We start from the raw sequence: 25529 nt of genomic DNA, 5'->3' as shown, positions 1-25529 counted from the left end.
CACGCGTGAACACGCCCTGTTCGCTGACAGCGTGACGCATCCGGAGCCCCGGACCTCAGTCCGAGGCGCCGGGCACGGTCTGGTCCCAGTCCACGACCGAGCCCGTGACGACGCCGCTCTCGTCGCTCAGCAGGAGCACCACGATGCCGGCCGCGTCCTCCGGCGACGCGAGCCGACCGGCCGGCAGCCGTTCGGCGGCACGCTCCCGCCAGTCGTCGCCCGCGTCGTGGAACCGGCGCTGGATCGCGTCCTCGCCGTCGGAGTCGGTCCACCCGATGTTGACGCCGTTGACGCGCACGCGGTCGAAGCGGTGGGCGTGGGCGGCGTTCCTGGTCAGGCCGGCGAGCCCGGCCTTCGTGGCGGCGTAGGGCGCCAGGTACGGCTGGCCGCCGTGCGCGCTCATGGTGAGCACGTTGACCACCGCTCCGGGCTGCCCGCGTCGGACCATGTCGCCGATCGCGGCCTGCATGAGGAAGAAGGGACCGCGCAGGTTCACCGCCACGTGCTGCTCGAACATCTCCGGCGTCGTGTCGAGCACGCTGCCGCGCTCGGTGAAGCCCGCCGCGTTCACGAGACCGTCCACCCGGCCGTGCAGGGCGACGGTCCCGGCCACCGCCGCGCGGCAGGCCTCGACGTCGGCGACGTCGCACGCCACGAAGCGCGCGTCACCGAGTGCCGACAGCTCCTCGGCGGCGCGGGCCCCGACGTCGGGACGACGCCCGGTCACGACCACCCGCGCGCCCTCGCGCAGGGCGAGTCGCGCGATGGCCAGCCCGACGCCCTGCGTGCCACCGGAGACGAGGACCACCCGGTCGTCGAGGCGCCCCATGTCAGAGACCCTCGATCGGCGCGGTCCTGCGGCGGTCGGCGTACGCGCCGAGCGACGTCGCGACCTGGTCGGCGGACCATCGGGCCGCGAGCGCCTGCTCGAGCACCTCGGTCTGCGCGAGCGGGGTCATGCCGTCGACCGGCTGGTCGAGGTCGAGGTTGGTGGGGAACGGGTAGCCCTCCGCGACCGCCGCGACGACGTGGTGCAGCGCCTTGGTCGGCCAGCCGGCGTCCTGGCGCTCGCGCAGCGTCGGGTAGACGGCGGTGGCGGCCCTCGCCCGGTCGACAGCCTCCATCGCCCGGCCGAACGCCGACGAGACCTGCAGCAGGTTCGCGACCCGCTGCACGTCCGCGGACACGTTGGTCCCGGCTCCGTGGAACAGCGCCGGGTTGAAGAACACCGCGTCCCCCTTGGCCAGGGGCAGCTGGACGTGGTGCTCCTCGAAGTACGCGCGGAACTCCGGACGTCGGTAGGCCAGGTAGCCGGGGCCGTACTTCTGGGAGTGCGGCAGGTAGAGGGTGGGGCCGCTCTCGACGGGCATGTCGACGTGGGCGACGGCGCCCTGCAGCGTCAGCACCGGCGACAGCAGGTGCACGTGCGCGGGGTAGCGCGCCGTGAGCTCGTCGGAGAGGAACCCCAGGTGGTAGTCGCGGTGCGGGTCCTGTGCCACGCCGCCGGGGCGGACGACGTTGACCTGCGAGGTCACCTGGTAGCCCGGTCCGAGCCACGCGGTGGAGACGAGGGCCAGGAGGTCGTTGGCGTAGTAGTCGACGAAGGTGCCCGGGTCGCTCACGGCGAGCTTCTCCAGCGCGTTCCAGATCCGGTCGTTGGCCCCGGGCTTGGCGAAGTGGTCGCCGGCGGCCACGCCCGACGCCTTCTCCGCCGCGATGACGGACTCGTACGCGGCGGTGGCCCGGTCGACGACGGACAGGTCGTCCCAGGCCCCCTCGAGCACGACGATGCCCGGCCCGTCGGCAAGTGCGTGGACGATCTCGGCGCGGACGGCGTCCTCGCCGTCGGGGGTCGACGCCGCTGCACGCAGGTCGGCGGCGGCGTACACGACGACACCCTGCTCCACCCGGTCGGCGTGGCGGTAGGCGTGGGGATCGGTGGGCGCGGTGACGAGCGCGACGAAGTCGTCGAGGCTCACGTCGTCGGGCGTGAAGCGGGCTCGGCGGCCGGGCGGGGCGGGGTGCGTGGCGGTCATGGCGGACTCCTGGGTGCGGGGTGGTCGGCAGGTCTCGACGTGTCCGACGCTAGTCCTGGTACGCGTCCGCGCGGGGGCCTAGAGTCCCTCAAGAAACCCTCAGCACGATCCGATCGACCCGCCCGGAGGAGCCGTGCCCCACCGCCACAAGGTGCGCGAGATCGCGCAGCAGAGCGGCCTCAGCGAGGCCACGGTCGACCGCGTCCTGCACCGACGCCCCGGCGTCCGCGCCGCGACGGTGGCGGAGGTCGAGCGGGCGATCGAGGAGCTGGACCGCCAGGCCACCCAGCTGCGCCTCGTCGGCCGGACCTTCCTGCTGGACCTCGTGATGCAGGCACCCACGCGGTTCAGCGCCGCCGTGCGGACCGCGCTCGAGGCCGAGCTGCCCGCCCTGCGCCCGGCGGCGGTCCGTGCGCGCTTCCACCTGGGCGAGGAGGCCGACGTGGCCACCATGGTCGAGACGCTGCGCGCGATCGGTCGCCGACGCTCGCATGGCGTGCTGCTCAAGGCGCCCGACCACCCCGACGTGGCCGCGGAGGTCGGGGCGCTCGCCGAGTCCGGGATCCCCGTGGTGACCCTGGTGACCGACCTGACCGGCAGCAGGCGCCTCGCGTACGTCGGGATCGACAACGCGGCAGCCGGACGCACCGCGGCCTACCTGGTCGCCCGGTCCGCACCCGGTGCCGGCGCGGTCCTCGTGACGCTCAGCGCCAGCGACTTCCGCGGCGAGGGGCAGCGCGTGGAGTCCTTCACCGAGGCCCTCGCCGAGCTCGCTCCCGGCCGCCGGGTGCTGCGGGTCAGCGACACCGGCGGCCTGGACCCCTCCACCGGCACGGCCGTCGGCGCCACGCTCACGGAGCACCCCGACGTCGACGCCGTGTACTCCGTCGGTGGTGGCAACCGCGCCACGCTGGCGGCGTTCGCCGAGGTGGGGCGGGCGCCGCAGGTCTTCGTCGCGCACGACCTCGACGCCGACAACTCCGAGCTGCTGCGCACCCGGCGCGTGCACTTCGCGCTCCACCACGACCTGCGTGCCGACGCGCGGCACGCCTGCCGCCTCCTGCTCCGTCACCACGGAGCCGTCCCCGGGCCCCCGACGTCGGTACCGTCCCAGGTCCAGGTCGTGACGCCGTTCAACCTGCCCCGCGCGTTCGGGCGGTGAGCCTGGCGCCCGGGAGGGCAGGGGACGGCCGAGGCGTCAGACCGTGAAGGCCTCGCGGAACGCGTCGAGGGCGCGGTCGCTGCCGTCGACCGAGGGGTCGCTCGCCCACGCCTCCATGGCCACCACGCCGTCGTAGCCGGCGTCGGCGAGGGCCTGGGCCACGAAGGACCAGCGGACCTCGCCCGTGCCGGGCTCGCAGCGGCCCGGCACGTCGGCCACCTGCACCTCGCCGAGGTACGGGGCGGCCCGACGCACGAGCTCCACGAGGTTCCCCTCGCCGATCTGGGCGTGGTAGAGGTCGAGGTTCATCCGCAGGTGCGGACTGCCGACCGCCTTCACCAGGGCCAGCGTGTCGGCGGCCCGCGCGAACGGCGTGCCGGGGTGGTCGACCTCGAGGTTGAGGTTCTCGATCACGTAGGTGACGTCGTGCTGCTCGGCGAGCTCGGCCACCCGCGAGAGCGTCCTCACCGCCGCGAGCCACATGTCGCCGGTGACGACCTCGACCGGCCGGACCGGGATGCCGCCCTCCCCCAGGCCCGTGCCGTGGATGTTCAGCGACGGGCAGCTGATCCGCCGGGCGAAACCGATGGACTCCTCCGCCGTCCGGAGGAGGTCGTCGGCCCCGTTCTCGGTGACGAGGTCGCCGGTCACGTAGCCGGTCATCGACGTGAACCGGGCGCCGGTCGCGACGAGGGCGTCGGCGTCCTTGGCCGTCCAGTCCCAGATCTCGGCGGCGAACCCGCGCTCGTGGATGCGCTCCACGCGCTCCAGGTGCGGCAGCTCGGTGTAGACCATCTCGGAGCAGATCGCGAGGGTGAACCTCATCTCAGGCCTCCTGCGGCACGGCGGTGGCGACGGCCGCACGGCCGCCGGTGGTGAACGAGTCGATGCAGGCCTGGGCGATCGCGAACGCGGCGAAGGCGTCGTCCGCGCCGACCGAGGGAGCACGGCCCTCCCGCACGGCGGCGACGAGCTCCTCGAGCTCGCCGGTGTACGCGTCCAGGAGCAGCTCCGTGTCGCTGTGGGCGGTCGTGGCCAGGCGGCCGGACCCGTCGTGCAGGCGCAGCGACGACTGGGCGCCCTCACCCATCGTCACCATCGCCTCGGAGCCCAGCACCTCGGCGCGCACGTCGTAGCCGTAGGTCGCGGCGAAGCTCGCCTCGGCCGTGGCGATCGCGCCGTTGGAGTAGGTCACGACGACGGTGGCGTGGTCCAGCAACGTGGGGTGGCCCGGCGCCGTGAGCGAGCCGGCGGTGGCGACGACGTCGACGGCGTGAGCGCCCGGGTTCAGCCAGTTCAGCGTGTCGAAGTCGTGGATCAGGGTCTGCGTGAAGATCGTCCACGGCGGCACGCCGTCGGGGTCGGAGGGACCCCGGCCCGGGTCGCGGGTGAGCGAGCGGAGCTGGCGGACGTCCCCCAGACGCCCGGCCACGATCGCCTCGTGGGCCGCCGCGAACTCGCGGGCGAACCGCCGGTTGAAGCCGACCTGGAACGCGACCCCGGCCTTCGCCGTCGCCGTGCGCACGTCGTCGATCTCCGCGAGCGACATGCCGGCCGGCTTCTCGCAGAACACGTGCTTGCCGGCCTCGGCCGCGGCCACCACGAGGTCGCGGTGGGCGACCGACGACGCGGCCACGACCACGGCGTCGACGTCGTCGGCCCGCAGGACGGCCTCGACCGACGTCTCGGTGCGCGCGTCGAGCGGCCCGGCCACCTCGGCCGCGGCGCCGGGACGGGGATCGGCGACGGCCACGAGGGAAGCCCCGTGGACGCGTCGGGCGACGACGGCGGCGTGGGAGGCGCCGATGCGGCCGGCACCGATCAGGCCGATGCGGACGGGAGCGGACATGGTTCCTCCGAGTGCGGGGTGAGGTGGGCGGGGGCGGGGACGACGTGGGCTGGCGCGTCGGACGGCCGCACGTGACCTGAACTAGAACGTTCTAGTAGAACGATGCAGACCGAGGATATGATGCGGACGCCCCATCGTCAAAGCCCCTCGTCCGAGCCCCGCCGTCGACGAGCCCCCAGGAGGACGCGTGACCCGCACGACGCTCGCCGACGTGGCCCGCGAGGCCGGGGTCTCGGTCGCCCTCGTGTCGATCGTGATGCGCGACGCCCCCGGGGCGAGCGCGGCGACCCGGGAGCGGGTCCGCGGCGTCGCCGAGCGTCTCGGCTACGTGCCCGACCAGCGCGCCCGCCAGCTGCGGCGCACGGACACGCGGCTGCTGGGCGTCACGTTCGACCTGCACCAGCCCTTCCACGGCGACCTCGTCGAGCACCTCTACGAAGCGGCCGCCGCGCAGGGCTACGACGTCGCGATCAGCGCCGTGGCGCCCTCGCGCGACGAGGACGCGGCGATCCAGGCCCTCATGCGGGAACGGTGCGACGCCCTGGTGCTGCTCGGTCCCGACCTCTCCCCCGACGCCCTCGGCTCGCTCGGCACGCGGGTCCCGACGCTCGTCGTGGCCCGCCGGAGCGACGCCGACGGCGTGGCCTCGGTGCGGGGTGACGACGAGGCCGGCGTCGGACTCGCGGTCGACCACCTGGCCGACCTCGGCCACGTGCGGGTGGTGCACGTCGACGGCGGGTCCGCGCCCGGCGCCGAGGACCGCCGCCGGGGCTTCCACGCAGCGGCCGTACGTCGCGGCATGGAGCCGTGGGTCGTCCCCGGCGGACCCACCGAGCAGGCGGGCGTCGAGGCGGCGCGACGCCTGCTCGACCAGCGCCCGACGCCGACGGCCGTGGTCGCCTTCAACGACCACTGCGCCTCCGGCGTGCTCGACGTCCTGCTGCGAGCCCACGTCGACGTCCCGGCCGACGTGTCGGTCGTGGGCTACGACGACTCCCGGCTCGCCGTCGCCCGGCAGGACCGGATGACGACGGTGGCGCAGAGCGCCCTCGAGATGGCGGAGCGAGCCGTGTCCGGAGCGCTCGACCTGCTCGCGGGACGGAACCCGACCGAGGTCGTGCTCACGCCACGACTCGTGGTCCGCAGCACCAGCGGGCCCGCCCCCCGCCTGGCCGACCCCGCCTGACCGACCCCGTCAGGCGTAGAGAGCCGGGCGCTCTGGGACGACGACGGGCTCGCGTGCGCCCGAGTCCAGGGCCGCGACGCCGGAGGCCGCGACCAGGTTGGCCGCGAAGCCGTCCCACGCCGATGCGCCCACGACCTCGCCGCGCAGCGACGCGTCGACCCAGGCGGAGAGCTCGAGCCGGTAGGACTCGATGAAGTGCTCCACGAAGTCGCTCCCGATCGCGGTGCTGCTCTGCCCCGCGACGCGGCGCACCACGGGGGGCCGGGGCTCGAGCATCGCCGACCCGCCGTCGCCGACCACCTCGACACGCACGTCGTACCCGTAGGCGGCGTTGCAGTAGACCTCGGCCGTCATCATCTGGCCGGCCGCCATCCAGATGGTGGCGACCTGCGGGTCCTTGAAGCCCTCGGCGATCGGCGACTCGACGCGGATGGCCGCGATCTCGTCGTCGAGCAACCACCGGAAGGTGTCGAACTCGTGGATCATCGAGCCGGTCACCAGCGTGGACGAGTCGGTGCTCGTCGCGTTCGTGGCGTTGCGGTGGATCCCGTGCACGAGCTTCACCTGGCCGAGCGACCCGTCGGCGACCGAACCCTTGAGGCTCACGAAGCCCGGGTCGAAGCGCCGGTTGAAGCCGACCTGCACGAACCGGCGACCCGCCGCGACCTCGGCGTCCACGACGCGTCGCGCGTCGTCGGCGGTGACCGCGAGCGGCTTCTCGCACAGGACGTGCTTGCCGGCCTCGATGCCCGCGATCGCCAGGTCGGCGTGGGTGAAGTCGGGCGACGCGATCACGAACGCGTCGACGTCGGCGACCAGCGCCTCGGGCGAGGCCGCGGCCTCACCGCCCACCTCGGCCGCGACGGCCTGGGCGCGGGCGGTGTCCATGTCGAAGACCCGGGTCACCTCGGCGCCGGGGACGCTCGTCGCGAGCGTGCGCACGTGCGCCGCCCCCATCGCACCGGCGCCCACGACGCCGACCTTCAGTCGCTTGCTCACAGGGAGACCCACTTTCGTTCGTCGGAGGACAGGATCATGGCGTCGAGCACCCGTGCCGCGACGAGCGCGTCGTGGATGGTCGCGCCGACGGGCGTGCCGGTGGCGATCGACTCGACGAGACGTCGGGCCTCCACCACCTTCAGGTCGTCGAAGCCGACCGGGTTGTTCGTGCCGGGCTGGAAGGCACCGATCTCCCCGTCGCCCGGGCCGGCGTACTCGGTGGCGTAGAACGTGTCGGTGAAGGCGTCGTCGCGCGCCGACGCGACGCGCAGCTCGTTCATGCGACGGAAGTCCCACGCGACGGCCCCGCGGGTGCCGTGGACCTCGAAGCCGTAGGTGTTCTGCTCCCCCACGGCCACGCGACTCGACTCCAGCACGGCTCGTGAGCCGTCGGCGAGGCGCAGCAGGGCGCTCACGTAGTCCTCGTTCTCGACGTCGCCCAGCGCGCCGGCACCCTTCTCGTAGTGCATCGCACCCGGCACGGCCTCGCGACGCTGCGCGATGAAGGTCGCACGGTCCACGACCAGCTCGGCGACCGGCGCCACCACGTACCCGAGCAGGTCTGTCGCGTGGCTCACGAGGTCGCCCAGCACGCCCGAGCCGGAGAACTCGGTCCGGAAGCGCCAGGACAGTGCCGCGTCGGGATCGGCGGAGTAGTCGGCGAGGAACCGGACGGTGGAGTGCTCGATCTGGCCGATGGCCCCCGACGCGACGATGCGCCGGGCCCGTTCCACGGCCGGAACGTTGCGGTAGTTGAACCCCGCGGCGGCCTGCACGCCGGCAGCCTCGACCGCAGCCACGATCTCGGCGGTCTCCCCGGCGTCGCGGCCGGCGGGCTTCTCGACCCAGAGGTGCTTGCCCGCCTGCGCCGCGGCGACCGCGACGTCGCGGTGGATGAAGTTGGGACCGGTCACGCAGACGAGGTCGACCTCCGGGTGCTCGACCAGCTCGCGCCAGTCCGAGAGCAGGTGCTCGAACCCGTACGCGGCGGCGGCTCGCGCCGTCCGGTCGTCGGGGGCGTTGTCGGCCACCGCCACGAGGCGGGGGCGCAGCGCCGTGTCGGGGTAGTGCTGGACGAGCCGCGTCAGGGCTCGGGCGTGCACCTGGCCCATCCAGCCGAAGCCGACGACGCCGACGCGCAGCTCGGGTGTGCTCACGGGTCCTGCCTCTCCGCCGTCGCGACGGCGATCGTTCGTGGGTGCCGGGTGGCGCCCGGCATGGGGCGCGCCGGGCGCGGACAGCGCGACACGGTCGGCCGGGTCCCCCTGGCTCCCGGCCGACCGCGCGGTCGAGGGTCAGGCCTCGGCGGCCATCTCCTGCGCGATCTCGCTGTCGTCGCCCATCGTGCGGGCCAGCTCGTGCGCCAGGGACTCCAGCTCGGCGCCACCGGCCATCATCGAGGTCAGCTCGTCGAGCGTGATCTCGGACTTGGCGTAGTCACCCATGCTCTTGCCGCGACGCAGCAGCATGAAGCGGTCGCCGACCGGGTAGGCGTGGTGCGGGTTGTGGGTGATGAACACGACCCCCAGACCACGTTCGCGGGCCTTGGCGATGTACTTCAGCACCACACCGGACTGCTTGACGCCCAGGGCGGCCGTCGGCTCGTCGAGGATCAGGACCCGGGCGCCGAAGTACACCGCGCGGGCGATGGCCACGCACTGGCGCTCTCCACCGGAGAGCGTGCCGATCGGCTGCTCCACGTCGCGCAGGTCGATGCCCATCGCCGCGAGCTCGTCGCGCGTGGTGCTCTTCATGAACTCGACGTCGAGCTTCTTGAACGGTGCGACGCCCTTGCGGACCTCGCTGCCGAGGAAGAAGTTGCGCCACACCGGCATGAGCGGCACGACGGCGAGGTCCTGGTAGACCGTCGCGATGCCGGCGTCGAGCGCCTGCCGCGGGTTCGCGAACGACGTGGACTCGCCGTCGACGACCAGCGTCCCGTCGGTGTGCTGGTGCGCACCGGCCAGGATCTTGATGAACGTCGACTTGCCCGCGCCGTTGTCACCCAGCACGCAGGTGACCTCGCCGGCCTTGACCGTGGTGGAGACGTCGGACAGCGCGATGATGTTGCCGTAGCGCTTGCCGATGTCCTGGACCTCGACGATCGTCGTGCCGCGCGCCGGCGGCTCGGTGGTCGTGACGGTGGACTCCGTGGACTTCTTGCTCATCGGGACAGCTCCGCTCGCTTGCGTACCCATTCGTTGAGGAGGACCGCTCCCAGCAGCATGATGCCGAGGAACGCCCGGAGCCAGTTGTTGTCCCAGCCCGAGTAGACGATGCCCTGGTTCGCCATGCCGTAGATCAGCGCGCCGAAGGCAGCGCCGATCGCCGAGCCGTAGCCGCCCGTGAGCAAGCACCCGCCGACGACGGCACAGATGATGTAGATGAACTCCTGGCCGACACCCGTGTTGGACTGCACGGTCGACGTCGTGAACAGCAGCAGCATGCCGACGAGCCAGCCGGCACCGGCCGTGGTCATGAAGAGCCCGACCTTGGTCTTGAAGACCGGCACACCGACCTGGCGTGCGGAGACCTGGGCGCCTCCGACCGCGAAGATCCAGTTGCCGACGCGCGTGCGCAGCAGGACCCAGGTGGCCACGGCGGTGATGGCCAGCCACCACCAGACGGACGCGAAGACCGCACCGCCCGCGATGTCGACCGACGAGCCGAAGATCGCCTTCGGCTGGTCGTAGAACGGCACCTGCGCCATGCCCTGGATCGCCACCTGACCCGTGAGGGCCTTCGTGAGGGCGAGGTTGATGCCCTGGAGGACGAAGAACGTGCCGAGCGTGACGATGAAGCTCGGCAGTCCCGTCCGCATGACGATCACGCCGTTGAAGAAGCCGACCGCCAGCGCGAGGGCCAGCGAGACGACGATCGCGGCCCAGATGTTGAGGCCGTACTCCGTGCAGAGGATGCCGACCGCGAGCCCGGTGAACCCGGTCATCGCGCCGGCCGAGAGGTCGAACTCCCCGCCGATCATGAGCAGGGCCACGGCGACGGCCATGATGCCGATCGTGGAGGCCGAGCGCAGCCAGGTGCTGGCTCCGCTGGAGGTGGCGAAGGCGCTGGTGGTCAGCGCGAAGAAGCTGAAGATGACGATGACGGCGACCAGCGCGCCGATCTCGGGTCGCTTGAGGAGCTTGGTCAGCGTCGACGTCTTCGCGACGCGTTCATCGGCGACGGAGGCTGTCGTCATGGTGTGGATGCCTTTCGTGGAGGGTGGGCGGCGGGGGCCCGGACGACGTCGGTGCGTCCTCTCGGGCCCCCGCCCGTGACCGCTGCGTCAGCGCGTGCCGTCCTCGGCGAACTTCGCGACGTCGGCCGCGTTGTCCTTCGTGACGAAGGCGGGGCCGGAGTTGATCGGCTGGCCGCCGCCGACGTCGTTGCCGTTGATGCTCTTGAGGTAGAGCGTCGTGACACCCAGGAAGCCCTGGACGTAGGGCTGCTGGTCGACGGCGAACAGGATCTTGCCGTCCTCGATGTTCTTCACCACGTCGGCCGAGAGGTCGAACGTCGCGACGGTGGCGTCGCTGCCGGCCGCGTCGACGGCCGAGACGGCGTCGATCGCGTACTGGCCACCGAGCGTCAGGACGACGTCGATGTCGGAGTCGGCCTGCAGCTTGGAGGTGATGGTCGAGGTGACCGCGTTGTCGTCGGTGCCGTCGACCTGGAGGTTCTCCATGTCGCCGCCGAACGTGCCGGCCGCAGCCTTGCAGCGCTCCTCCAGACCGACGTTGCCGGCCTCCTGCACGACGCAGATGCCCTTCTTCAGGCCCTCGCTCTTGAGACGCTCGCCGACGGCCTCGCCGGCGATGGACTCGGACTGGCCGATGTGGGTGATGGCGCCGAACTCCTGCCAGCGGTCGATGCCGGAGTTGATCGAGACGACCGGGACCCCCGCGGCGACGGCCTTCTTGATGCTGCTCTCGAGACCGTCCGGGTTGGCCATGGAGACCACGATGCCGTCGACCTTGTCGGCGACCGCGCCGTCGATCAGCTGCGACTGCTTGGCCGGGTCGGGGTCGTTGCTGTAGTTGATCTCGACGCCGTAGTCCTTGCCGGCCTGCTCGGCACCGCTCTTCACCCGGTCCCAGAACGCGTCACCGGGGCTCGAGTGCGTGATGACCGCGTACGTGAGGTCCTTGGACTCGGCCGTGTCGTCCTCCTGGCCGGTGCCGCTGCACGCCGCCAGGAGGGCGCCGGCGACGATGACCGCGCCGGCGAGCTTGAGCTTCTTCATGCGGGGGTTCTCCTGTTCTCGGGGCCTGCGGGTCAGGCCCTCCGTGACCTCGTCTGGTGCGACGCGTCACAGTGTGCCCCACTTCACAGCAGGGACGGGTTCATTGTCAAGACATATTGACGAAACGTTTCACGCCGTGTTGCATGGCCTCACAAAGGAAGGACTTTGACGTGTCGGACACAGCCCAGCACATCCAGCTCGACCGCTCCAGCCCGGTTCCCCTGTACTTCCAGGTGGCCGCGCAGCTCGAGCGCGCCATCCTGGACGGCCACCTGGGTGCCGGCGCCAGGATCAGCGACGAGATCAGCCTCGCCGGCCACCTCGGCCTCTCGCGGCCCACCGTGCGCCAGGCGATCCAGGTGCTCGTGGACAAGGGCATGCTGGTGCGCAAGCGCGGCGTCGGCACCCAGGTCGTGCACGGCAAGATCAGCCGCTCCGTCGAGCTGACGAGCCTGCACGACGACCTGCGGGCGGCCGGCCAGGAGCCCCACACCAAGGTCGAGTCCTACGAGCGCATCCCGGCCACCGAGGAGCTCGCCAACGAGCTGCGGGTGGACGTCGGCGCCGAGATCTGGTCGCTCGAGAGGGTCCGGTTCGTCGGGTCCGCCCCGCTCGCGCTCATGCACAACTACCTGCCGGTCGAGGTGCTCGACCTCGACACCGTCGACCTCGAGCGGGAGGGGTTGTACGAGTCCCTGCGCAACGCCGGCGTGCTCATGCGCGTGGCCAAGCAGCGCATCGGCGCGCGCAAGGGCGATGCTCGGGAGTGTCGCCTGCTCGAGGAGCGGCGCTCGGCCCCCCTTCTCACGATGCAGCGCACCTCCTACGACGACGCCGGCAACGCGGTGGAGTTCGGCACCCACCTGTACCGGCCGGACCGCTACTCCTTCGAGATGACGCTGGTCGACCGCTGATCTCCGACGCGCTCGCAGCGCGATACATGTCCTGACATTTGTTTGTCATGACAAACAGTTGACATGGTCGCCGTGACGAACGTAACGTCGTCCACGTCGCACCCCGCCCGGCAGAGAGGCCGCCATGAGCACCATCCCCGAGGTCCTGACCTACGGCAGGGCAGGCGTCGACGTCTACCCGCTGCAGATCGGCGTGGGTCTCGAGGACGTCGAGAGCTTCGGCAAGTTCCTCGGCGGGACCACGGCCAACGTCGCGGTCGCCGCGGCGCGGCTGGGTCACCGGGTGGCTGCGCTCACCGGTGTCGGCGACGACCCCTTCGGACGGTTCGTCCGGCGGGCGTTCCACGACCTGGGCGTCGACGACTCGCACGTCGTGGTCGTGCCCGAGCTGGCCACGCCCGTGACGTTCTGCGAGATCTTCCCGCCCGACGACTTCCCGTTGTACTTCTACCGCAAGCCCAGCGCCCCGGACATGAACCTGACCGTCGACCAGGTCGACCTCGACCTCGTGCGCGAGGTGGACCTGCTCTGGGTGACCACGAGCGGGATGAGCGAGGAGCCGAGCCGCTCGACGCAGCTCGCGATGCTCGAGGCCCGCTCCTCGGCACGGTCGGCGGGCTCCGGGCGGCGGCACCACACGGTGCTCGACCTCGACTACCGCCCCATGTTCTGGTCCGACCCCGCGGACGCCACGGTCCAGGTGCAGAAGATGCTGCCCCACGTGAGCGTCGCGGTCGGCAACCGCGAGGAGTGCGAGGTCGCCGTCGGCGAGACCGATCCCGACCGCGCCGCCGACGCCCTGCTCGACGCGGGCGTGGAGCTCGCCGTGGTCAAGCAGGGCCCGAAGGGCGTGCTCGCCAAGACCCGCCACGAGCGGGTCGAGTCCCCGCCGATCCTCATCGAGCCGGTCAACGGCCTCGGCGCCGGCGACAGCTTCGGCGGCTCCCTCGTGCACGGCCTGCTGGCGGGCCTCCCGCTGGAGCAGCTGCTGCGCAACGCCAACGCCGCCGGCGCGATCGTCGCGTCGCGCCTCGAGTGCTCGACCGCCATGCCCACCCAGGACGAGATCGACGAGCTCGTCCGAGAGCGCTTCCCGCAGGAGTCGTGACCCGCATGTCCCCCACCCCCCAGGACCCGACGACCCCCTTCGTCGCCGACATCGCCGCGCTGCGCGAGGTCCGGGCGCACGATCCCCAACGCGTCACGAAGCTGCTGAGCTCGCGCCGTCGTCGGCCGCTGCTGCCGGCCGACGGACGCCTGATGATCGTCGCGTGCGACCACCCCGCCCGCGGTGCCCTCGCCGCGACGGGCAACCCGACGGCGATGGCCGACCGTCACGAGGTGCTCGCCCGTCTGGTCACCGCGCTCGGCCGTCCCGGCGTCGACGGCGTGCTCGCGACGGCCGACGTGCTCGAGGACCTGCTGCTGCTCGGCGCGCTCGAGGACAAGGTGGTCTTCACCTCCATGAACCGTGGGGGCCTCGCCGGCTCGTCCTACGAGATGGACGACCGCATGACGGGCTACGACGTGCGGGGCACGATCGACGCCGGGTTCGAGGGCGCCAAGATGCTGACCCGCATCGACCTGGACGACCCGGGCACCCTGCGCACGCTGGAGACCCAGGCGGCCGCCATCACCGAGCTCAACCGCGCCGAGGTCGTGGCCATGGTCGAGCCGTTCATGTCGAGCCGGCGCGACGGCAAGGTCGTGAACGACCTCTCCCCCGACGCCGTCATCAAGTCCGTGGCCATCGCCCAGGGGCTCGGTGCCGCGAGCGCCTTCACGTGGCTCAAGCTGCCCGTGGTGGAGGAGATGGAGCGCGTCATGCGGTCCACGACGCTGCCCACGCTGCTGCTGGGCGGCGACCCGACCGGCCACCCCGAGACGGTCTACCGCAGCTGGGAGCAGGCCCTGGCCCAGCCCGGGGTCCGTGGCCTGATGGTCGGCCGCACCATGCTCTTCCCCCACGACGACGACGTCGCCGGCGCCGTCGACACGGCCGTGGGACTCGTCCGGTGACCACCTCGGACACCGGCGGGGGTGCCGGGCCGCGGGCGGCGACCGACTGGGTCGTACCCGCCGGCGAGGGCGCCGGCGACGGCTTCGACCTCGCCGTCGTCGCGGGCGAGCGGGAGGGCTGGTCGCACACCAGCCTGTGGACCGTGACGCTGGCCGCCGGCGAGAGCCGCACCGTGGCCGCACCCGGCCAGGAGCTGCTGGTCGTGCCGCTGTCCGGCGGCACCGAGGTGACCGTCGGCAGCACCGCCGACGGGGAGACCTTCACCCTCACCGGGCGCTCCGACGTGTTCGCCGGACCCACCGACGTGGTCTACGCACCGCTCGACGCCGCCGTCTCGCTGACGTCGGCCGACGGTGGTCGCTTCGCGGTCTGCGGTGCCACGACCGACGTGGTCCTGCCCGCCCGGCACCTGCCGGCGGCCGAGGTCCCCGTCGAGCTGCGCGGGGCCGGGCAGAGCAGCCGCCAGGTGCGGAACTTCGGCACCGTGGGCGTCCTCGCCGCCGGGTCGATCATCGCCTGCGAGGTCATCACCCCGGGCGGCAACTGGTCCAGCTACCCGGCGCACAAGCACGACGAGGAGTCCGAGCACGAGTCCGCCCTCGAGGAGATCTACTACTTCGAGGTGCAGGACGGGCCGCAGGGCCAGCCCGGTCTCGGCTTCCACCGCACCAGCTCGACGCCCGCGGGCGAGATCGACGTGCTGCACGAGGTGCGCGACCGCGACACCGTGCTCGTCCCCCACGGGTGGCACGGACCGTGCACCGCGGCCCCCGGCCACGACATGTACTACCTGAACGTCATGGCCGGACCGGGCGCCGAGCGTGCGTGGCTCATCAGCGACCACCCCGACCAGACCTGGGTCAGGTCCACCTGGGAGCACCAGGAGATCGACCCCCGACTCACCGAAGGCGACTGACATGACGCAGACCCGACGGCTCACCGTCGCGCAGGCCACCATCGCGTTCCTGGGCGCGCAGTACTCCGAGCGCGACGGCGTGGAGCACAAGCTGTTCGCCGGGGCGTTCGGCATCTTCGGCCACGGGAACGTGGCCGGCCTCGGTCAGGCACTGCTCCAGGCCGAGCTCGAGGACCCCGACCTGCTCCCCTACGTGCTCGGCCGCAACGAGCAGGCCATGGTGCACTCGGCCGTGGCGTACGCCCGGCAGAAGGACCGGCTGCAGACCTGGGCCGTGACGACGAGCGTCGGGCCGGGCGCGACGAACATGGTCACCGGCGCCGCGCTGGCGACGATCAACCGGCTCCCCGTGCTGCTGCTCCCCGCCGACACGTTCGCCGACCGCAGCGCCTCGCCCCTGCTGCAGGAGCTCGAGCTCCCCCAGTCCGGCGACGTCACCGTCAACGACACCTTCCGCGCCGTGTCGCGCTACTTCGACCGTGTGTGGCGCCCCGAGCAGCTGCCGTCGGCGCTGCTGGCGGCCATGCGGGTGCTCACCGACCCGGCCGAGACCGGAGCCGTCACGATCTGCTTCCCGCAGGACGTGCAGGCACAGGCCCACGACTGGCCGGTCGAGCTGTTCGAGAAGCGCGTGTGGCACGTGGCTCGCCCGGTGCCCGAGCGCTCGCTGGTCGACGTCGCCGCCGAGGCGATCCGCTCGGCACGGCGTCCGGTGCTCGTCGCCGGCGGTGGCGTGCACTACAGCCAGGCCACCGAGGCGCTGGCGGCCTTCAGCGAGGCCACCGGGATCCCCGTCGGCCAGAGCCAGGCCGGCAAGGGCACCCTCGTGTACGACCACCCGCAGTGCCTGGGTGCCATCGGCTCCACCGGCACGACGGCCGCGAACGCGATCGCCCGCGACGCCGACCTGGTCATCGGCGTCGGCACCCGCTACTCCGACTTCACCACCGCCAGCCGCACGGCGTTCCAGGCCGAGGGCGTGCGCTTCGTGAACGTGAACGTCGCGGCGATCGACTCGGTGAAGCAGTCCGGCCTCGCGATCACGGCCGACGCCCGCGAGACGCTCGACGCCCTGCGCGTGGCGCTCGACGGCCACCGCGTCGACGACGCCTACGTCGAGGAGTACCAGCGCCTCGCGGCCGACTGGGACGCCACCGTCGAGGCAACCTACGTGCCCGAGACGCCCGACCGCGGTGCGGGCGGCCTGCCCACGCAGGGCGAGGTGCTCGGCCTGGTGAACGAGCTGTCCGACCCGCGCGACGTGGTGCTCTGCGCCGCCGGCTCGATGCCCGGCGACCTGCACAAGCTGTGGCGCACGCGCGACAGCAAGGGCTACCACGTGGAGTACGGCTACTCCTGCATGGGCTACGAGGTGGCCGGCGGGATCGGTGCCGCGATGGCCGAGCGTGGAGATCGCGACGTCTTCGTCATGGTCGGCGACGGCTCGTACCTGATGATGGCCACCGAGCTCGTGACCGCGGTGCAGGAGGGCGTGAAGATCATCGTCGTGCTCGTGCAGAACCACGGCTACGCCTCGATCGGCTCGCTGTCGGAGAGCCTCGGCTCGCAGCGCTTCGGCACCCGCTACCGCTACCGCGCCGAGGGATCCGGCCGGCTCGACGGGGAGAAGCTCCCCGTCGACCTCGCGGCGAACGCCGAGAGCCTCGGCGTCGAGGTCGTGCGCGTGGACTCGGCCGGGGCGTTCGGCAAGGCCGTCACCGCGGCCAAGGAGTCGCCGACGAGCACCGTCATCCACGTCGAGACCGACCCGCTCGTCCCTGCACCGAGCAGCGAGTCCTGGTGGGACGTCCCGGTCAGCGAGACCTCCACCCTCGAGTCCACCCAGCAGGCCTACGAGACCTACCGGTCCGCCAAGGCCGACCAGCACCTGCACCTCACCCCGCCGCCCACGCCGGGCGCCTAGGCACGACGCCGCCCACAGCCCGGCACCCCCGCCGGAGGCGACCGCCCCACCCCACCAGCACCTGCACCACCGAGGAGAAGAGCCACCATGGCCACCACCGTCACCCACTGGATCAACGGCGCCCCCGTCGAGGGCACGAGCGGACGCTTCGGCGACGTCACCAACCCCGCCACGGGCGAGGTCACGTCGAGCGTGTCGTTCGCGTCCGAGGACGACGTCGCCGCAGCCGTCGCCGCCGCGAAGGCAGCGTTCCCGGCCTGGCGCGACACGTCGCTGGCCCGCCGCACCCAGGTCATGTTCGCGTTCCGCGAGCTGCTGAACGCCCGCGCCGACGAGCTGGCCGCGATCATCACCTCCGAGCACGGCAAGGTGCTCTCCGACGCCGCCGGCGAGGTGGCCCGCGGCCAGGAGGTCGTGGAGTTCGCGTGCGGCATGCCGCACCTGCTCAAGGGCGGCTTCACCGAGAACGCGTCCACCAACGTCGACGTGCACTCGGTGCGTCAGCCCCTTGGCCCGGTCGCGATCATCAGTCCCTTCAACTTCCCGGCGATGGTGCCGATGTGGTTCTTCCCCGTCGCGATCGCCGCCGGCAACACCGTCGTGCTGAAGCCGTCGGAGAAGGTCCCGACGGCCGCGGTCTGGATGGCGGAGCTGTGGAAGGAGGCCGGTCTGCCCGACGGCGTGTTCAACGTGCTGCACGGCGACAAGGTCGCCGTCGACGGGCTGCTCACCAGCCCCGACATCAAGAGCGTCTCGTTCGTCGGCTCCACCCCCATCGCGCAGTACGTCTACGAGACCGGCACCGCGCACGGCAAGCGGGTCCAGGCCCTGGGCGGCGCGAAGAACCACATGATCGTGCTGCCCGACGCCGACCTCGACCTCGCCGCCGACCAGGCCATCAACGCCGGCTTCGGCTCCGCGGGCGAGCGCTGCATGGCGATCTCCGCCGCCGTGGTGGTCGGGGACGTCGCCGACACGTTCGTGGCGAAGGTCAAGGAGCGCGCCGAGGCGCTGCGCACCGGTGACGGCACCCGCGGCTGCGACATGGGCCCGCTCGTCACGTCGCAGTCACGCGACCGCGTTGCCGGGTTCGTCGACGCGGGCGAGGCCGCCGGCGCGACGCTGGTGGTCGACGGCCGCAACCCCGAGGTCGACGCCGCCGGTGAGGGCTTCTTCGTGGGCCCCACCCTGTTCGACCACGTGAGCCGCGACATGAGCATCTACACCGAGGAGATCTTCGGCCCCGTGCTCTCGGTGCTGCGCGTCGACTCCTACGAGGAGGCCCTGGAGCTCATCAACAGCAACCCCTACGGCAACGGGACCGCGATCTTCACCAACGACGGCGGCGCCGCCCGGCGCTTCCAGAACGAGGTCGAGGTCGGCATGATCGGCATCAACGTGCCGGTCCCCGTGCCCATGGCGTACTACTCCTTCGGCGGCTGGAAGAACAGCCTGTTCGGCGACACCCACGCCCACGGCACCGAGGGCGTGCACTTCTTCACCCGCGGCAAGGTCGTCACCTCGCGCTGGCTCGACCCCAGCCACGGCGGCATCAACCTGGGCTTCCCCCAGAACGCGTGACGCTGAACGCGTGACGCTGAACGCGTGACACCGCACGCCTGACGCAGCGCGCGACACGGCGCGCCTGACGCTCCACCGACCTGCGGCTGCCACCGCACGGCGAAGGGCCCCGACCTCACGGTCGGGGCCCTTCGTCGGTGGTGGGCTGACTCGCGCCCTCGGTGTGGCGCCGCGCTGGCCCGGCTTCCGCTCGGGGTGGTGCTGCGCTGCCGCGGCTCCCGCCTGGGGTGGTGCTGCGCCGCCGCGGCTCTCGCTCGGGGTCGTGCTGCGCCGCCGCGGCTCTCGTCGGACCTGGTCTCCGAAAGGGCCCCGACGGAGCGGACGCGCCCGGGCCACCCCGAGATCGCCGGGTGCGGCCGGGCGACGCAAGATTCTGCGTTCGTGCACGGTTGGCTCGAGGATTCTGCGTTCGTGTCCGGATCCAGCCACGAACGCAGCATCGTTCGGGCTCGCGCCCACGAAGGCAGAATCCTGCGTCCCACCGCTCGCGCGCTCGGGGCGCCCGAGGTCGCCGGGTGCGGCCGAGCGACGCAAGGTTCTGCGTTCCTCCAGGGAACGCCCGAGGATGCTGCGTTCGTGTCCGGATCCCGCCTCGAACGCAGCATCGTTCGGGCTCGCACTCACGAAGGCAGAATCCTGCGTCTCCCGGCTCCGCCGCGGCGGTCCCACCACGACGGACGGGCCCCGCGCAGCTGCGCGGGGCCCGTTCGTCAGGGGGTCGGGGCGGATCAGGCCAGCAGGCCCTCCACGTAGGCGAGGCAGCGGCGCACGTCGGCGACCGGACCTTCGCCCTCGGGCTCGCCGTCGGTGAGCATGAGGTCCTGCTCGAGCACGTACCAACCGGTGTAGCCGTGACCCTCGAGGGCGCTCACCATGGCGGCGACGTCGACCGAGCCGCGGCCCAGGACCTGCCACATGCCGTCGGCGACGGCGTCGGAGAAGGTGACCTCGCCGGCCACGACGCGGGCGGCCTTCTCGGCATCGACGTCCTTGAGGTGGACGTGGCCCACGCGGTCGAGGTTGGCGAGGGTGATGGCGACGGGGTCGGCGCCGGCGGCGGCCAGGTGACCGGTGTCGACGCACAGGCCGATGTGCGAGCCGTCGAGGACCTGCTGCACGTCGGCGGCGTTCTCGACGATGGTGCCCATGTGCGGGTGGATCACGGCCACGACGCCGCGCGAGACGGCGTGGTCGGCGATGCGGTCGAGGTTCGCGTTCAGCGTCTTCCACTGCACGTCGTCGAGCACGGGACGTGCGTCGTAGCCCTCCTGGCCGGTGGCCGCGGCCAGCACCACGACGCCCGCACCGGACGCGAGACAGGCGTCGATGAAGCGGTCGACCTCGGGCAGCGGGTCGTGGTCGGCGTCGAACAGCACGACGGGCAGGAACCCGCCGACGGCGGCGAGGCCGTACTGCTCGAGGAAGGCCGCCTTCTCGACGGGCTCGTCCGGCAGGAAGCCGTCGGGACCGAACTCGGTGGCGGTCAGGCCCAGCTCGCGCATCTCGCCGAGGACTCGGTCGGCGGGCAGCTGCAGGCCCCAACCGGGAACCTCGCAGACGCCCCACGAGATGGGAGCGCCCGCGACACGCGTGCGGACGGAAGCGGTGGTCGACATCGGGCGATGTCCTTTCAACAGGGGCGTCATTTGTCGTGACAAAGAGGGACGTCCCTAGTGTGGGCGCGCTCACAGGCCTACGTCAAGCCCATGTCCTGACATACTGACGTGGATTTCCTCGCACGCCCATGCCACTGACACCGACCCGGGCGGATCGGTGTCAGCGGGCCTCGATCAGCCCAGCGCCTCCGCGTCGCGACGTAGGGCCTCGAGGGTGCGGTGCATGCCGTCGAGCAGGTCGACGTCGTGGTTCTCGGCGCCGCCCATGAACCACTTCCCCGCCAGCCGCACGGTCAGGCCTGCGCGCGGCAGGGCCGTGCGACGCTCGACGACGCGCGTGCCGGAACCCTCGGGCGTCAGCTCGTAGGACCACTCCACGTCGGTCGGGCCCACGTGGAACGCCAGGGCTGCCGAGCCGTCGTGGGTCGGCGGCTTCCACCGGGTGATGCGGGTTGTCGTGGGCCAGACGACGGCACCCTTGCGGTTGACGTTCAGGCCGCGCGAGCCGACCTTCGGCGCAGCAGCGATGAACATCCGTACGGTCTCGGGACTGCGCTCGCTCATCGAGCGCAGGTCCGAGAGCAGGGTCCACACCGTCTCGACCGGAGCAGCGACGACGACCTCCGCCTCGAGGGGCGGCAGACCCTGGCTCGGGAACTCAGGCGGCACGGGAGGTCCGCTCGACCTCGGACTTGATCCGCCGGAGCGTGTGCGCGATGCCCTGCTCGAGCTCGGTCTCGAACGCGTCGGTGCCACCGAGGACGTGCTTGGTGAGCAGGTTCGAGAGGTTCGAGACACCGTTCGGGGCGGTGCGCGACTCCGTCAGCCGGGTGCGGCCACCGTCGAGCGCCTCCAGGCGGTACGTCCAGACCGTGCCGTTCTCGGCGACCTTGAGCGCCAGCTCACGCTCGGGCTCGAAGACCTTCACGTACGAGCGCGTGGGCCACACCTTCCAGCCCTGGCGGTTGACGTTGATGGTGCGGGCGCCCTGCTTGACCTCGCCTCCGCGGATGATCATCTTCTTGCACTGCGGGCTCCACTCCCCCATGCGCTTGAGGTCGGACACGACGGCCCAGACGGCGGCGGGCGTCGCGTCGATCTCGACGGAGTCCTCGATCAGGCTGCGGTTCGGCACGGTGGTCCTCCAGAGGGTGGTGCGGGGGCGGGGTGGGTCGTTCGAAGAGGGACGAGGGGCCCGGGCCTAGGCGCGACCGGAGGCGGAGAGGGCACGCACGGGACGGTGACCGGCGCGCACCCACTCGACGATCCAGTCGCCGACCGTCGGGTGGTTCAGCAGGGCGAAGTGGTGGGCGCTCGGGACGTACTCGAAACGGGCGCCTTCGACGACCGGGCCGGTGCGTCCGACACCGGTGGCCGAGGAGAAGTGCACCAGCAGGTCGCCGAGCACCGCGCTCACGGCGTGCCGCTGCGTGGCACCGAGCGTGCCGGCCACGAAGTGGTACTCGGCGTGCGGGAGCGGCGCCGCGGCGATGCGGTCGAGGCCCCAGGCGCGGGTGAGGTCCTGACCCTCCCACTCGTCGGCGGAGATGTAGCCGTGGCGCAGGTCGACGATGCCCGCGGACCGGGTGTCGAGGATGGTGCTGAACGGACGCGACTCCGGCAGGAACCGGAGCACGGACGACCCGAGGTGGGCGACCTTCTCGAGGTTGGCGCCGGCGTGCGGCGTGCCCAGGCAGACGACGTCTCGCACGAGGTGCTGCCACGTCTTGCCGCCCGCGGTGGCGTGGTTGGTCGCGGCCCGCACGACCAGGCCACCCATGGAGTGGCCGACCAGGGTGATGCGCGAGACGGCGGTGGGCCAGACGTCGACGAGCTGGGTGAGCAGTGCGTCGAGGTGCTTGCCGTTCTCGGAGATGTGCAGGCCGGTGTTGTACCGGACCATGACCGGCGTCGCGTCGGTCTCGGTGGTGAGCCGCGACGCGTAGGTGGAGCCGCTGACCTTCGAGCCCAGGTCCCACGACTCGTCGTCCTCGCACAGACCGTGCAGGAACACCACGAGGTGGCTGGAGGCACCCCGGAAGGCCTCGGCGACCTGCCACTCGGTGACCGGGAGGTCCTCCCCGTCGACGCGCACCGACATGACGATCGCCTGGGGGTCGTCGAGCATGCGCAGCTCGTCGCCGATGAGCCCGTTGACGGCGGCGACGACGCTGCGGCCGAACCGGCTGGACTCGACCGGCGACCCCACGCCCCGCGCGGAGAGGGCGCGCACCGTGCCGCTGCCGACCCTCAGCACCCCCGACACCGCGCCGTAGACCGAGGTCACGACCGCGTCGTGCAACGACTCCGGGACCCGTCCGCCCACGACCCGCGTGGCGCGGAACGCCCGCGCCGCAGCCGCCTGGTGCACCTCGCGTACCGTGCCCACGACCAACCGGTCGAGGTGGTCGAGCGCGAGCGCTGCCACGTCGGTGGTGCGTGCAGGTGTGCCGGACATGTCTACATACTGCCGGTATCCGGACGCGATGGGAACCGGGAGTGGTGAGGTTCTCAGCGATTTCCCGGCCGACCCACCGGACCGGACCCGGACGCACGACGGCCCGGCGCCCCCAGGGGGCGCCGGGCCGGCGTCGGACGACGTCGCGTCAGGCCTTGTCGGACTCCTCGGAGGCCTCGGACTCGGCGGCGGCGGACTCGTCGGTCGTCTCGACCTCGTCGTCGGCGATCGAGCCGTCGGCGCGCAGCTTGCCGAGCTCGAGCACGGTGCCGGAAGCGTCCTTGACCGTGGCCTGCTGCATGAGGGTGGCGAGCGCCTTGCCGCGCAGCACCTCGCTCACCATCTCGGGCACGTGGTTGTGCTCCATGATGTGCTGGATGTAGGAGTTCGGGTCCTCGCCCGACTCTTGGGCGCGACGCATGATGTGCTGCGTCAGCTCGTCGTTCTCGATGCCGATCTCGGAGTCGGCGACGACCTGGTCGAGCACGAACTGGGCGACGATCGAGTCGCGGACCCGACGCTCCAGCTCGGCCTCGAACTCCTCGGCCGTCTGGCCCTCGTCCTCGAGGTAGGTGTCGAAGGAGATGCCGGCGTACGAGAGCTGCTGCATGATCTGCTCGCGGCGGCCCTGGAGCTCCTCGGCGACGACGGTCTCGGGCAGCGGCGCCTCGACCGTGCCGACGACCTCCTCGAGCACGAGGTCGCGGGCCTCCGCGGCCTGCTCCATGCGCTTGCCGCGCACGAGACGCTCGCGGACGTCGGCCTTGAGCTCCTCGACGGTGTCGAACTCCGACGCCGTCTGGACGAACTCCTCGTCCAGGTCGGCGACCTGACGCTCCTTGACGTCGTTGAGGGTGACGGTGACGTCGACCGGCGTGCCCTTCAGCTCACCACCCACCAGCTCGGTGGAGAACGTCGTCGTCGCGCCCTTCTCGAGGCCGATGAGCGCCTCGTCGAGGCCGTCGAGCAGCGTGCCCGAGCCGATCGTGTAGGGCAGGCCCTTGGCGTCGGCGCCCTCGATGTCGGCACCGTCCTTGTCGCGCGCGACGAGGTCGATGGTCACGGCGTCGCCGTCGGCGGCCGCACGGTCGACGTCGAGCGTGACGGCGAAGCGGTCGCGCAGGGCGTCGATCTGCTCGTCGACGTCGGCGTCGGTGACCTCGGCGTCGGCGACCTGGACCTCGATGGCGGCGAGGTCGGGCAGCTCGATCGTCGGGCGCACGTCGAGCTCGGCGGTGATCTCGATGTCCTCACCGTCGGAGAACTTGGTGAGGTCGATCTCGGGCTGGCTCAGCGGCTGGATCTCGGCCTGCTGCAGCGCCTCGCTGTACCAGCCGGGCAGTGCGCCGTTGATGGCCTCGTCGAGGACGGCGCTGCGGCCGATCCGCTGGTCGACGATGGCCGCCGGCACCTTGCCCTTGCGGAAGCCGGGGATGGTGATCTGCGCGCCGATCGTCTTGTAGGCCTTGTCGAGGCTGGGCTGGAACTCCTCGAACGGCACCTCGATCGTGAGCTTGACGCGGGTGGGGCTCAGGGACTCGGTGGTGCTCTTCACGTCGTGCTGCTCCTGCGGTGATGGGGGTCGGGGTGCGTGCCGCATCCGCACGTGACGTGCTGCGGGCACGGGAGGTCGCGCTGGCTCTCCGAGCCTGCGGCAGGACCTCCGGCCAGTCTCTCACGGCCCACCAGTCCAGGGCGAACCCGCACTGCCCCCGACCGCAGGGGCTTCATGAGAGAGCCCTCATGACCGGCTCATCACCGCCTCATGGTGCGTCGCTGTGATGAGGGCAGTCGAGCGGCGACGCTCCCCACCCCATCCCACTCCTGGAGGACCACCATGAAGCGCACCACCTTCGCAGCAGCAGCGGCCGCCGTCATCGGCGTCGTCCCGCTCGCCCTCGTCGTCACCTCCCCCGCCCAGGCCGCGTCCTCGTACTCCTGCGGCGGCTACAAGGCCACCATCGTCGGCACGAACGGGGCCGACGAGATCGAGGGGACTCGCGGACGTGACGTGATCGTGTCCCTCGGTGGCAGCGACGAGATCGACGGCAACGGCGGCAACGACGTCATCTGCTCCGGCTACGGCAACGACGAGGTCGAGGGCGGCACGGGCGCCGACCTGGTCTACGCCGGGTACGGCAACGACGACGTGGACGGCGACTCCGGCAACGACCGTCTGCACGGTGGTCCCGGGCGCGACGAGCTCGACGGTGGCGCGAGCCGCGACAAGGTCTACGGCCAGGACGGCAACGACCTCGTCGAGGGCGGAGCTGCGAAGGACGTCGTGAGCGGCGGCAAGGGCGACGACCGCGTCTACCAGGGCAGCGAGCCCGACGACGACTGACCGCCAGGCGGTGCGGAGGGGTCGGGCTCCCGAGGCCCGGCCCCTTCACGCGTGGTCCTCGCCGTGGGGTCGCCGTCAGACGGGGAGCACGCGCGCGGAGCCCGACCGGACGCGACGCGCGGCGAGCAACCGCGACGACGCGTCGGGATCGCGACGGTCGCTGATGGCGTGCCACTCCCACCTCGCCTCCGAGGGCGTCAGCTCCACCACGCTGTAGCCGTGGTCGTCGAGGTTGACGAACCGCACGTGCGGGTTGAGCGCACCGATCGCCTCCTCCATCG

General features: G+C 71.9%; 24 protein-coding genes. 9 read left to right on the top strand and 15 right to left on the bottom strand.

Annotated elements, in window-relative coordinates; translation table 11 throughout:
• Nucleotides 1-55 precede the first annotated feature (55 nt).
• Together ASF35_RS07675 and ASF35_RS07670 are read right to left on the bottom strand one after the other, a co-directional pair.
• Nucleotides 56-829: an SDR family oxidoreductase gene (locus ASF35_RS07675; RefSeq protein ID WP_055965069.1), complete on the bottom strand. Its 774-nt coding sequence runs from the start codon at nucleotides 827-829 to the stop codon at nucleotides 56-58.
• 1 nt (nucleotide 830) lies between these two features.
• On the bottom strand, nucleotides 831-2036 hold the full coding sequence (locus ASF35_RS07670) for a phytanoyl-CoA dioxygenase family protein (RefSeq protein WP_055965066.1): 1206 nt from the start codon (nucleotides 2034-2036) through the stop codon (nucleotides 831-833).
• Nucleotides 2037-2169: 133 nt separating this feature from the next.
• Between ASF35_RS07670 and ASF35_RS07665 the strand changes: the two genes are divergently transcribed.
• Complete coding sequence (locus ASF35_RS07665; protein WP_055965063.1) at nucleotides 2170-3198, top strand: LacI family DNA-binding transcriptional regulator; 1029 nt, start codon at nucleotides 2170-2172, stop codon at nucleotides 3196-3198.
• Nucleotides 3199-3234: 36 nt separating this feature from the next.
• On the opposite strand, the gene ASF35_RS07660 is transcribed toward ASF35_RS07665, so the two are convergent.
• Both ASF35_RS07660 and ASF35_RS07655 read right to left on the bottom strand, forming a co-directional pair.
• Nucleotides 3235-4023, bottom strand: a complete 789-nt coding sequence (locus tag ASF35_RS07660) for a TIM barrel protein (protein ID WP_055965060.1) — start codon at nucleotides 4021-4023, stop codon at nucleotides 3235-3237.
• A gap of 1 nt (nucleotide 4024) precedes the next feature.
• Nucleotides 4025-5047 (bottom strand): Gfo/Idh/MocA family oxidoreductase, encoded by a 1023-nt coding sequence (locus tag ASF35_RS07655; RefSeq protein WP_055965057.1) that lies wholly within the window; start codon nucleotides 5045-5047, stop codon nucleotides 4025-4027.
• 187 nt (nucleotides 5048-5234) lie between these two features.
• On the opposite strand from ASF35_RS07655, the gene ASF35_RS07650 reads away from it, so the two are divergent.
• Complete coding sequence (locus ASF35_RS07650; RefSeq protein WP_055965054.1) at nucleotides 5235-6233, top strand: LacI family DNA-binding transcriptional regulator; 999 nt, start codon at nucleotides 5235-5237, stop codon at nucleotides 6231-6233.
• Nucleotides 6234-6242: 9 nt separating this feature from the next.
• On the opposite strand, the gene ASF35_RS07645 is transcribed toward ASF35_RS07650, so the two are convergent.
• The 5 genes from ASF35_RS07645 to ASF35_RS07625 form a co-directional block, all read right to left on the bottom strand.
• Entirely contained in the window at nucleotides 6243-7232 is a 990-nt protein-coding gene (locus ASF35_RS07645) for a Gfo/Idh/MocA family oxidoreductase (protein ID WP_055965051.1), read from the bottom strand.
• A complete protein-coding gene (locus ASF35_RS07640; protein WP_235493002.1) occupies nucleotides 7229-8389 on the bottom strand; it encodes a Gfo/Idh/MocA family protein in 1161 nt (386 codons plus the stop codon). The genes ASF35_RS07645 and ASF35_RS07640 overlap by 4 nt, the downstream gene beginning before the upstream one ends.
• Nucleotides 8390-8527: 138 nt before the next feature.
• Nucleotides 8528-9400 carry an ATP-binding cassette domain-containing protein gene (locus ASF35_RS07635; RefSeq protein ID WP_055965047.1) on the bottom strand — a complete coding sequence of 291 codons (873 nt, stop codon included), beginning with the start codon at nucleotides 9398-9400 and terminating at the stop codon, nucleotides 8528-8530.
• Nucleotides 9397-10431, bottom strand: a complete 1035-nt coding sequence (locus ASF35_RS07630; protein WP_055965043.1) for an ABC transporter permease — start codon at nucleotides 10429-10431, stop codon at nucleotides 9397-9399. The genes ASF35_RS07635 and ASF35_RS07630 overlap by 4 nt, the downstream gene beginning before the upstream one ends.
• Before the next feature lie 87 nt (nucleotides 10432-10518).
• Nucleotides 10519-11475, bottom strand: a complete 957-nt coding sequence (locus tag ASF35_RS07625; protein ID WP_055965040.1) for a sugar ABC transporter substrate-binding protein — start codon at nucleotides 11473-11475, stop codon at nucleotides 10519-10521.
• Nucleotides 11476-11645: 170 nt separating this feature from the next.
• Between ASF35_RS07625 and ASF35_RS07620 the strand changes: the two genes are divergently transcribed.
• From ASF35_RS07620 to ASF35_RS07595, 6 genes are all read left to right on the top strand, one after another.
• The gene (locus ASF35_RS07620; protein WP_235493001.1) at nucleotides 11646-12389 is read left to right on the top strand and encodes a GntR family transcriptional regulator; all 744 of its coding nucleotides are present in this window, start codon (nucleotides 11646-11648) and stop codon (nucleotides 12387-12389) included.
• Nucleotides 12390-12513: 124 nt separating this feature from the next.
• Nucleotides 12514-13497 (top strand): 5-dehydro-2-deoxygluconokinase, encoded by a 984-nt coding sequence (gene iolC, locus ASF35_RS07615; protein WP_055965032.1) that lies wholly within the window; start codon nucleotides 12514-12516, stop codon nucleotides 13495-13497.
• Between the two features lie 5 nt (nucleotides 13498-13502).
• The gene (locus tag ASF35_RS07610; RefSeq protein ID WP_055966351.1) at nucleotides 13503-14408 is read left to right on the top strand and encodes a hypothetical protein; all 906 of its coding nucleotides are present in this window, start codon (nucleotides 13503-13505) and stop codon (nucleotides 14406-14408) included.
• Nucleotides 14405-15325: a 5-deoxy-glucuronate isomerase gene (iolB, locus tag ASF35_RS07605; RefSeq protein WP_055965029.1), complete on the top strand. Its 921-nt coding sequence runs from the start codon at nucleotides 14405-14407 to the stop codon at nucleotides 15323-15325. The genes ASF35_RS07610 and iolB overlap by 4 nt, the downstream gene beginning before the upstream one ends.
• Nucleotide 15326: 1 nt before the next feature.
• Nucleotides 15327-17249: a 3D-(3,5/4)-trihydroxycyclohexane-1,2-dione acylhydrolase (decyclizing) gene (iolD, locus tag ASF35_RS07600; RefSeq protein ID WP_055965026.1), complete on the top strand. Its 1923-nt coding sequence runs from the start codon at nucleotides 15327-15329 to the stop codon at nucleotides 17247-17249.
• A gap of 87 nt (nucleotides 17250-17336) precedes the next feature.
• The gene (locus ASF35_RS07595) at nucleotides 17337-18830 is read left to right on the top strand and encodes a CoA-acylating methylmalonate-semialdehyde dehydrogenase (RefSeq protein WP_055965023.1); all 1494 of its coding nucleotides are present in this window, start codon (nucleotides 17337-17339) and stop codon (nucleotides 18828-18830) included.
• A gap of 728 nt (nucleotides 18831-19558) precedes the next feature.
• Here the strand turns inward: ASF35_RS07595 and ASF35_RS07590 are convergent.
• The 5 genes from ASF35_RS07590 to tig form a co-directional block, all read right to left on the bottom strand.
• Complete coding sequence (locus ASF35_RS07590; protein ID WP_055965020.1) at nucleotides 19559-20446, bottom strand: TIM barrel protein; 888 nt, start codon at nucleotides 20444-20446, stop codon at nucleotides 19559-19561.
• Nucleotides 20447-20620: 174 nt separating this feature from the next.
• Nucleotides 20621-21115 carry an SRPBCC family protein gene (locus tag ASF35_RS07585; protein WP_082480686.1) on the bottom strand — a complete coding sequence of 165 codons (495 nt, stop codon included), beginning with the start codon at nucleotides 21113-21115 and terminating at the stop codon, nucleotides 20621-20623.
• A complete protein-coding gene (locus ASF35_RS07580) occupies nucleotides 21105-21581 on the bottom strand; it encodes an SRPBCC family protein (protein ID WP_055965017.1) in 477 nt (158 codons plus the stop codon). The genes ASF35_RS07585 and ASF35_RS07580 overlap by 11 nt, the downstream gene beginning before the upstream one ends.
• Before the next feature lie 66 nt (nucleotides 21582-21647).
• Nucleotides 21648-22904 carry an alpha/beta hydrolase gene (locus ASF35_RS07575; protein ID WP_055965015.1) on the bottom strand — a complete coding sequence of 419 codons (1257 nt, stop codon included), beginning with the start codon at nucleotides 22902-22904 and terminating at the stop codon, nucleotides 21648-21650.
• Between the two features lie 148 nt (nucleotides 22905-23052).
• Nucleotides 23053-24459, bottom strand: coding sequence for a trigger factor (gene tig / locus ASF35_RS07570; protein WP_055965012.1), 1407 nt, complete (start codon nucleotides 24457-24459; stop codon nucleotides 23053-23055).
• Between the two features lie 282 nt (nucleotides 24460-24741).
• Here tig and ASF35_RS07565 point away from each other — a divergent pair, with 282 nt between their 5' ends.
• Nucleotides 24742-25248, top strand: a complete 507-nt coding sequence (locus ASF35_RS07565; protein WP_055965009.1) for a calcium-binding protein — start codon at nucleotides 24742-24744, stop codon at nucleotides 25246-25248.
• A gap of 75 nt (nucleotides 25249-25323) precedes the next feature.
• Here the strand turns inward: ASF35_RS07565 and ASF35_RS18315 are convergent, their stop codons facing one another.
• The gene (locus ASF35_RS18315) at nucleotides 25324-25527 is read right to left on the bottom strand and encodes a hypothetical protein (protein ID WP_200931731.1); all 204 of its coding nucleotides are present in this window, start codon (nucleotides 25525-25527) and stop codon (nucleotides 25324-25326) included.
• Between the last annotated feature and the right edge of the window lie 2 nt (nucleotides 25528-25529).

Origin of the sequence: Aeromicrobium sp. Leaf291 (assembly GCF_001423365.1) — a bacterium.
GTDB lineage: Bacteria > Actinomycetota > Actinomycetes > Propionibacteriales > Nocardioidaceae > Aeromicrobium.
This window is presented reverse-complemented; position numbering and strand designations above follow the sequence as displayed.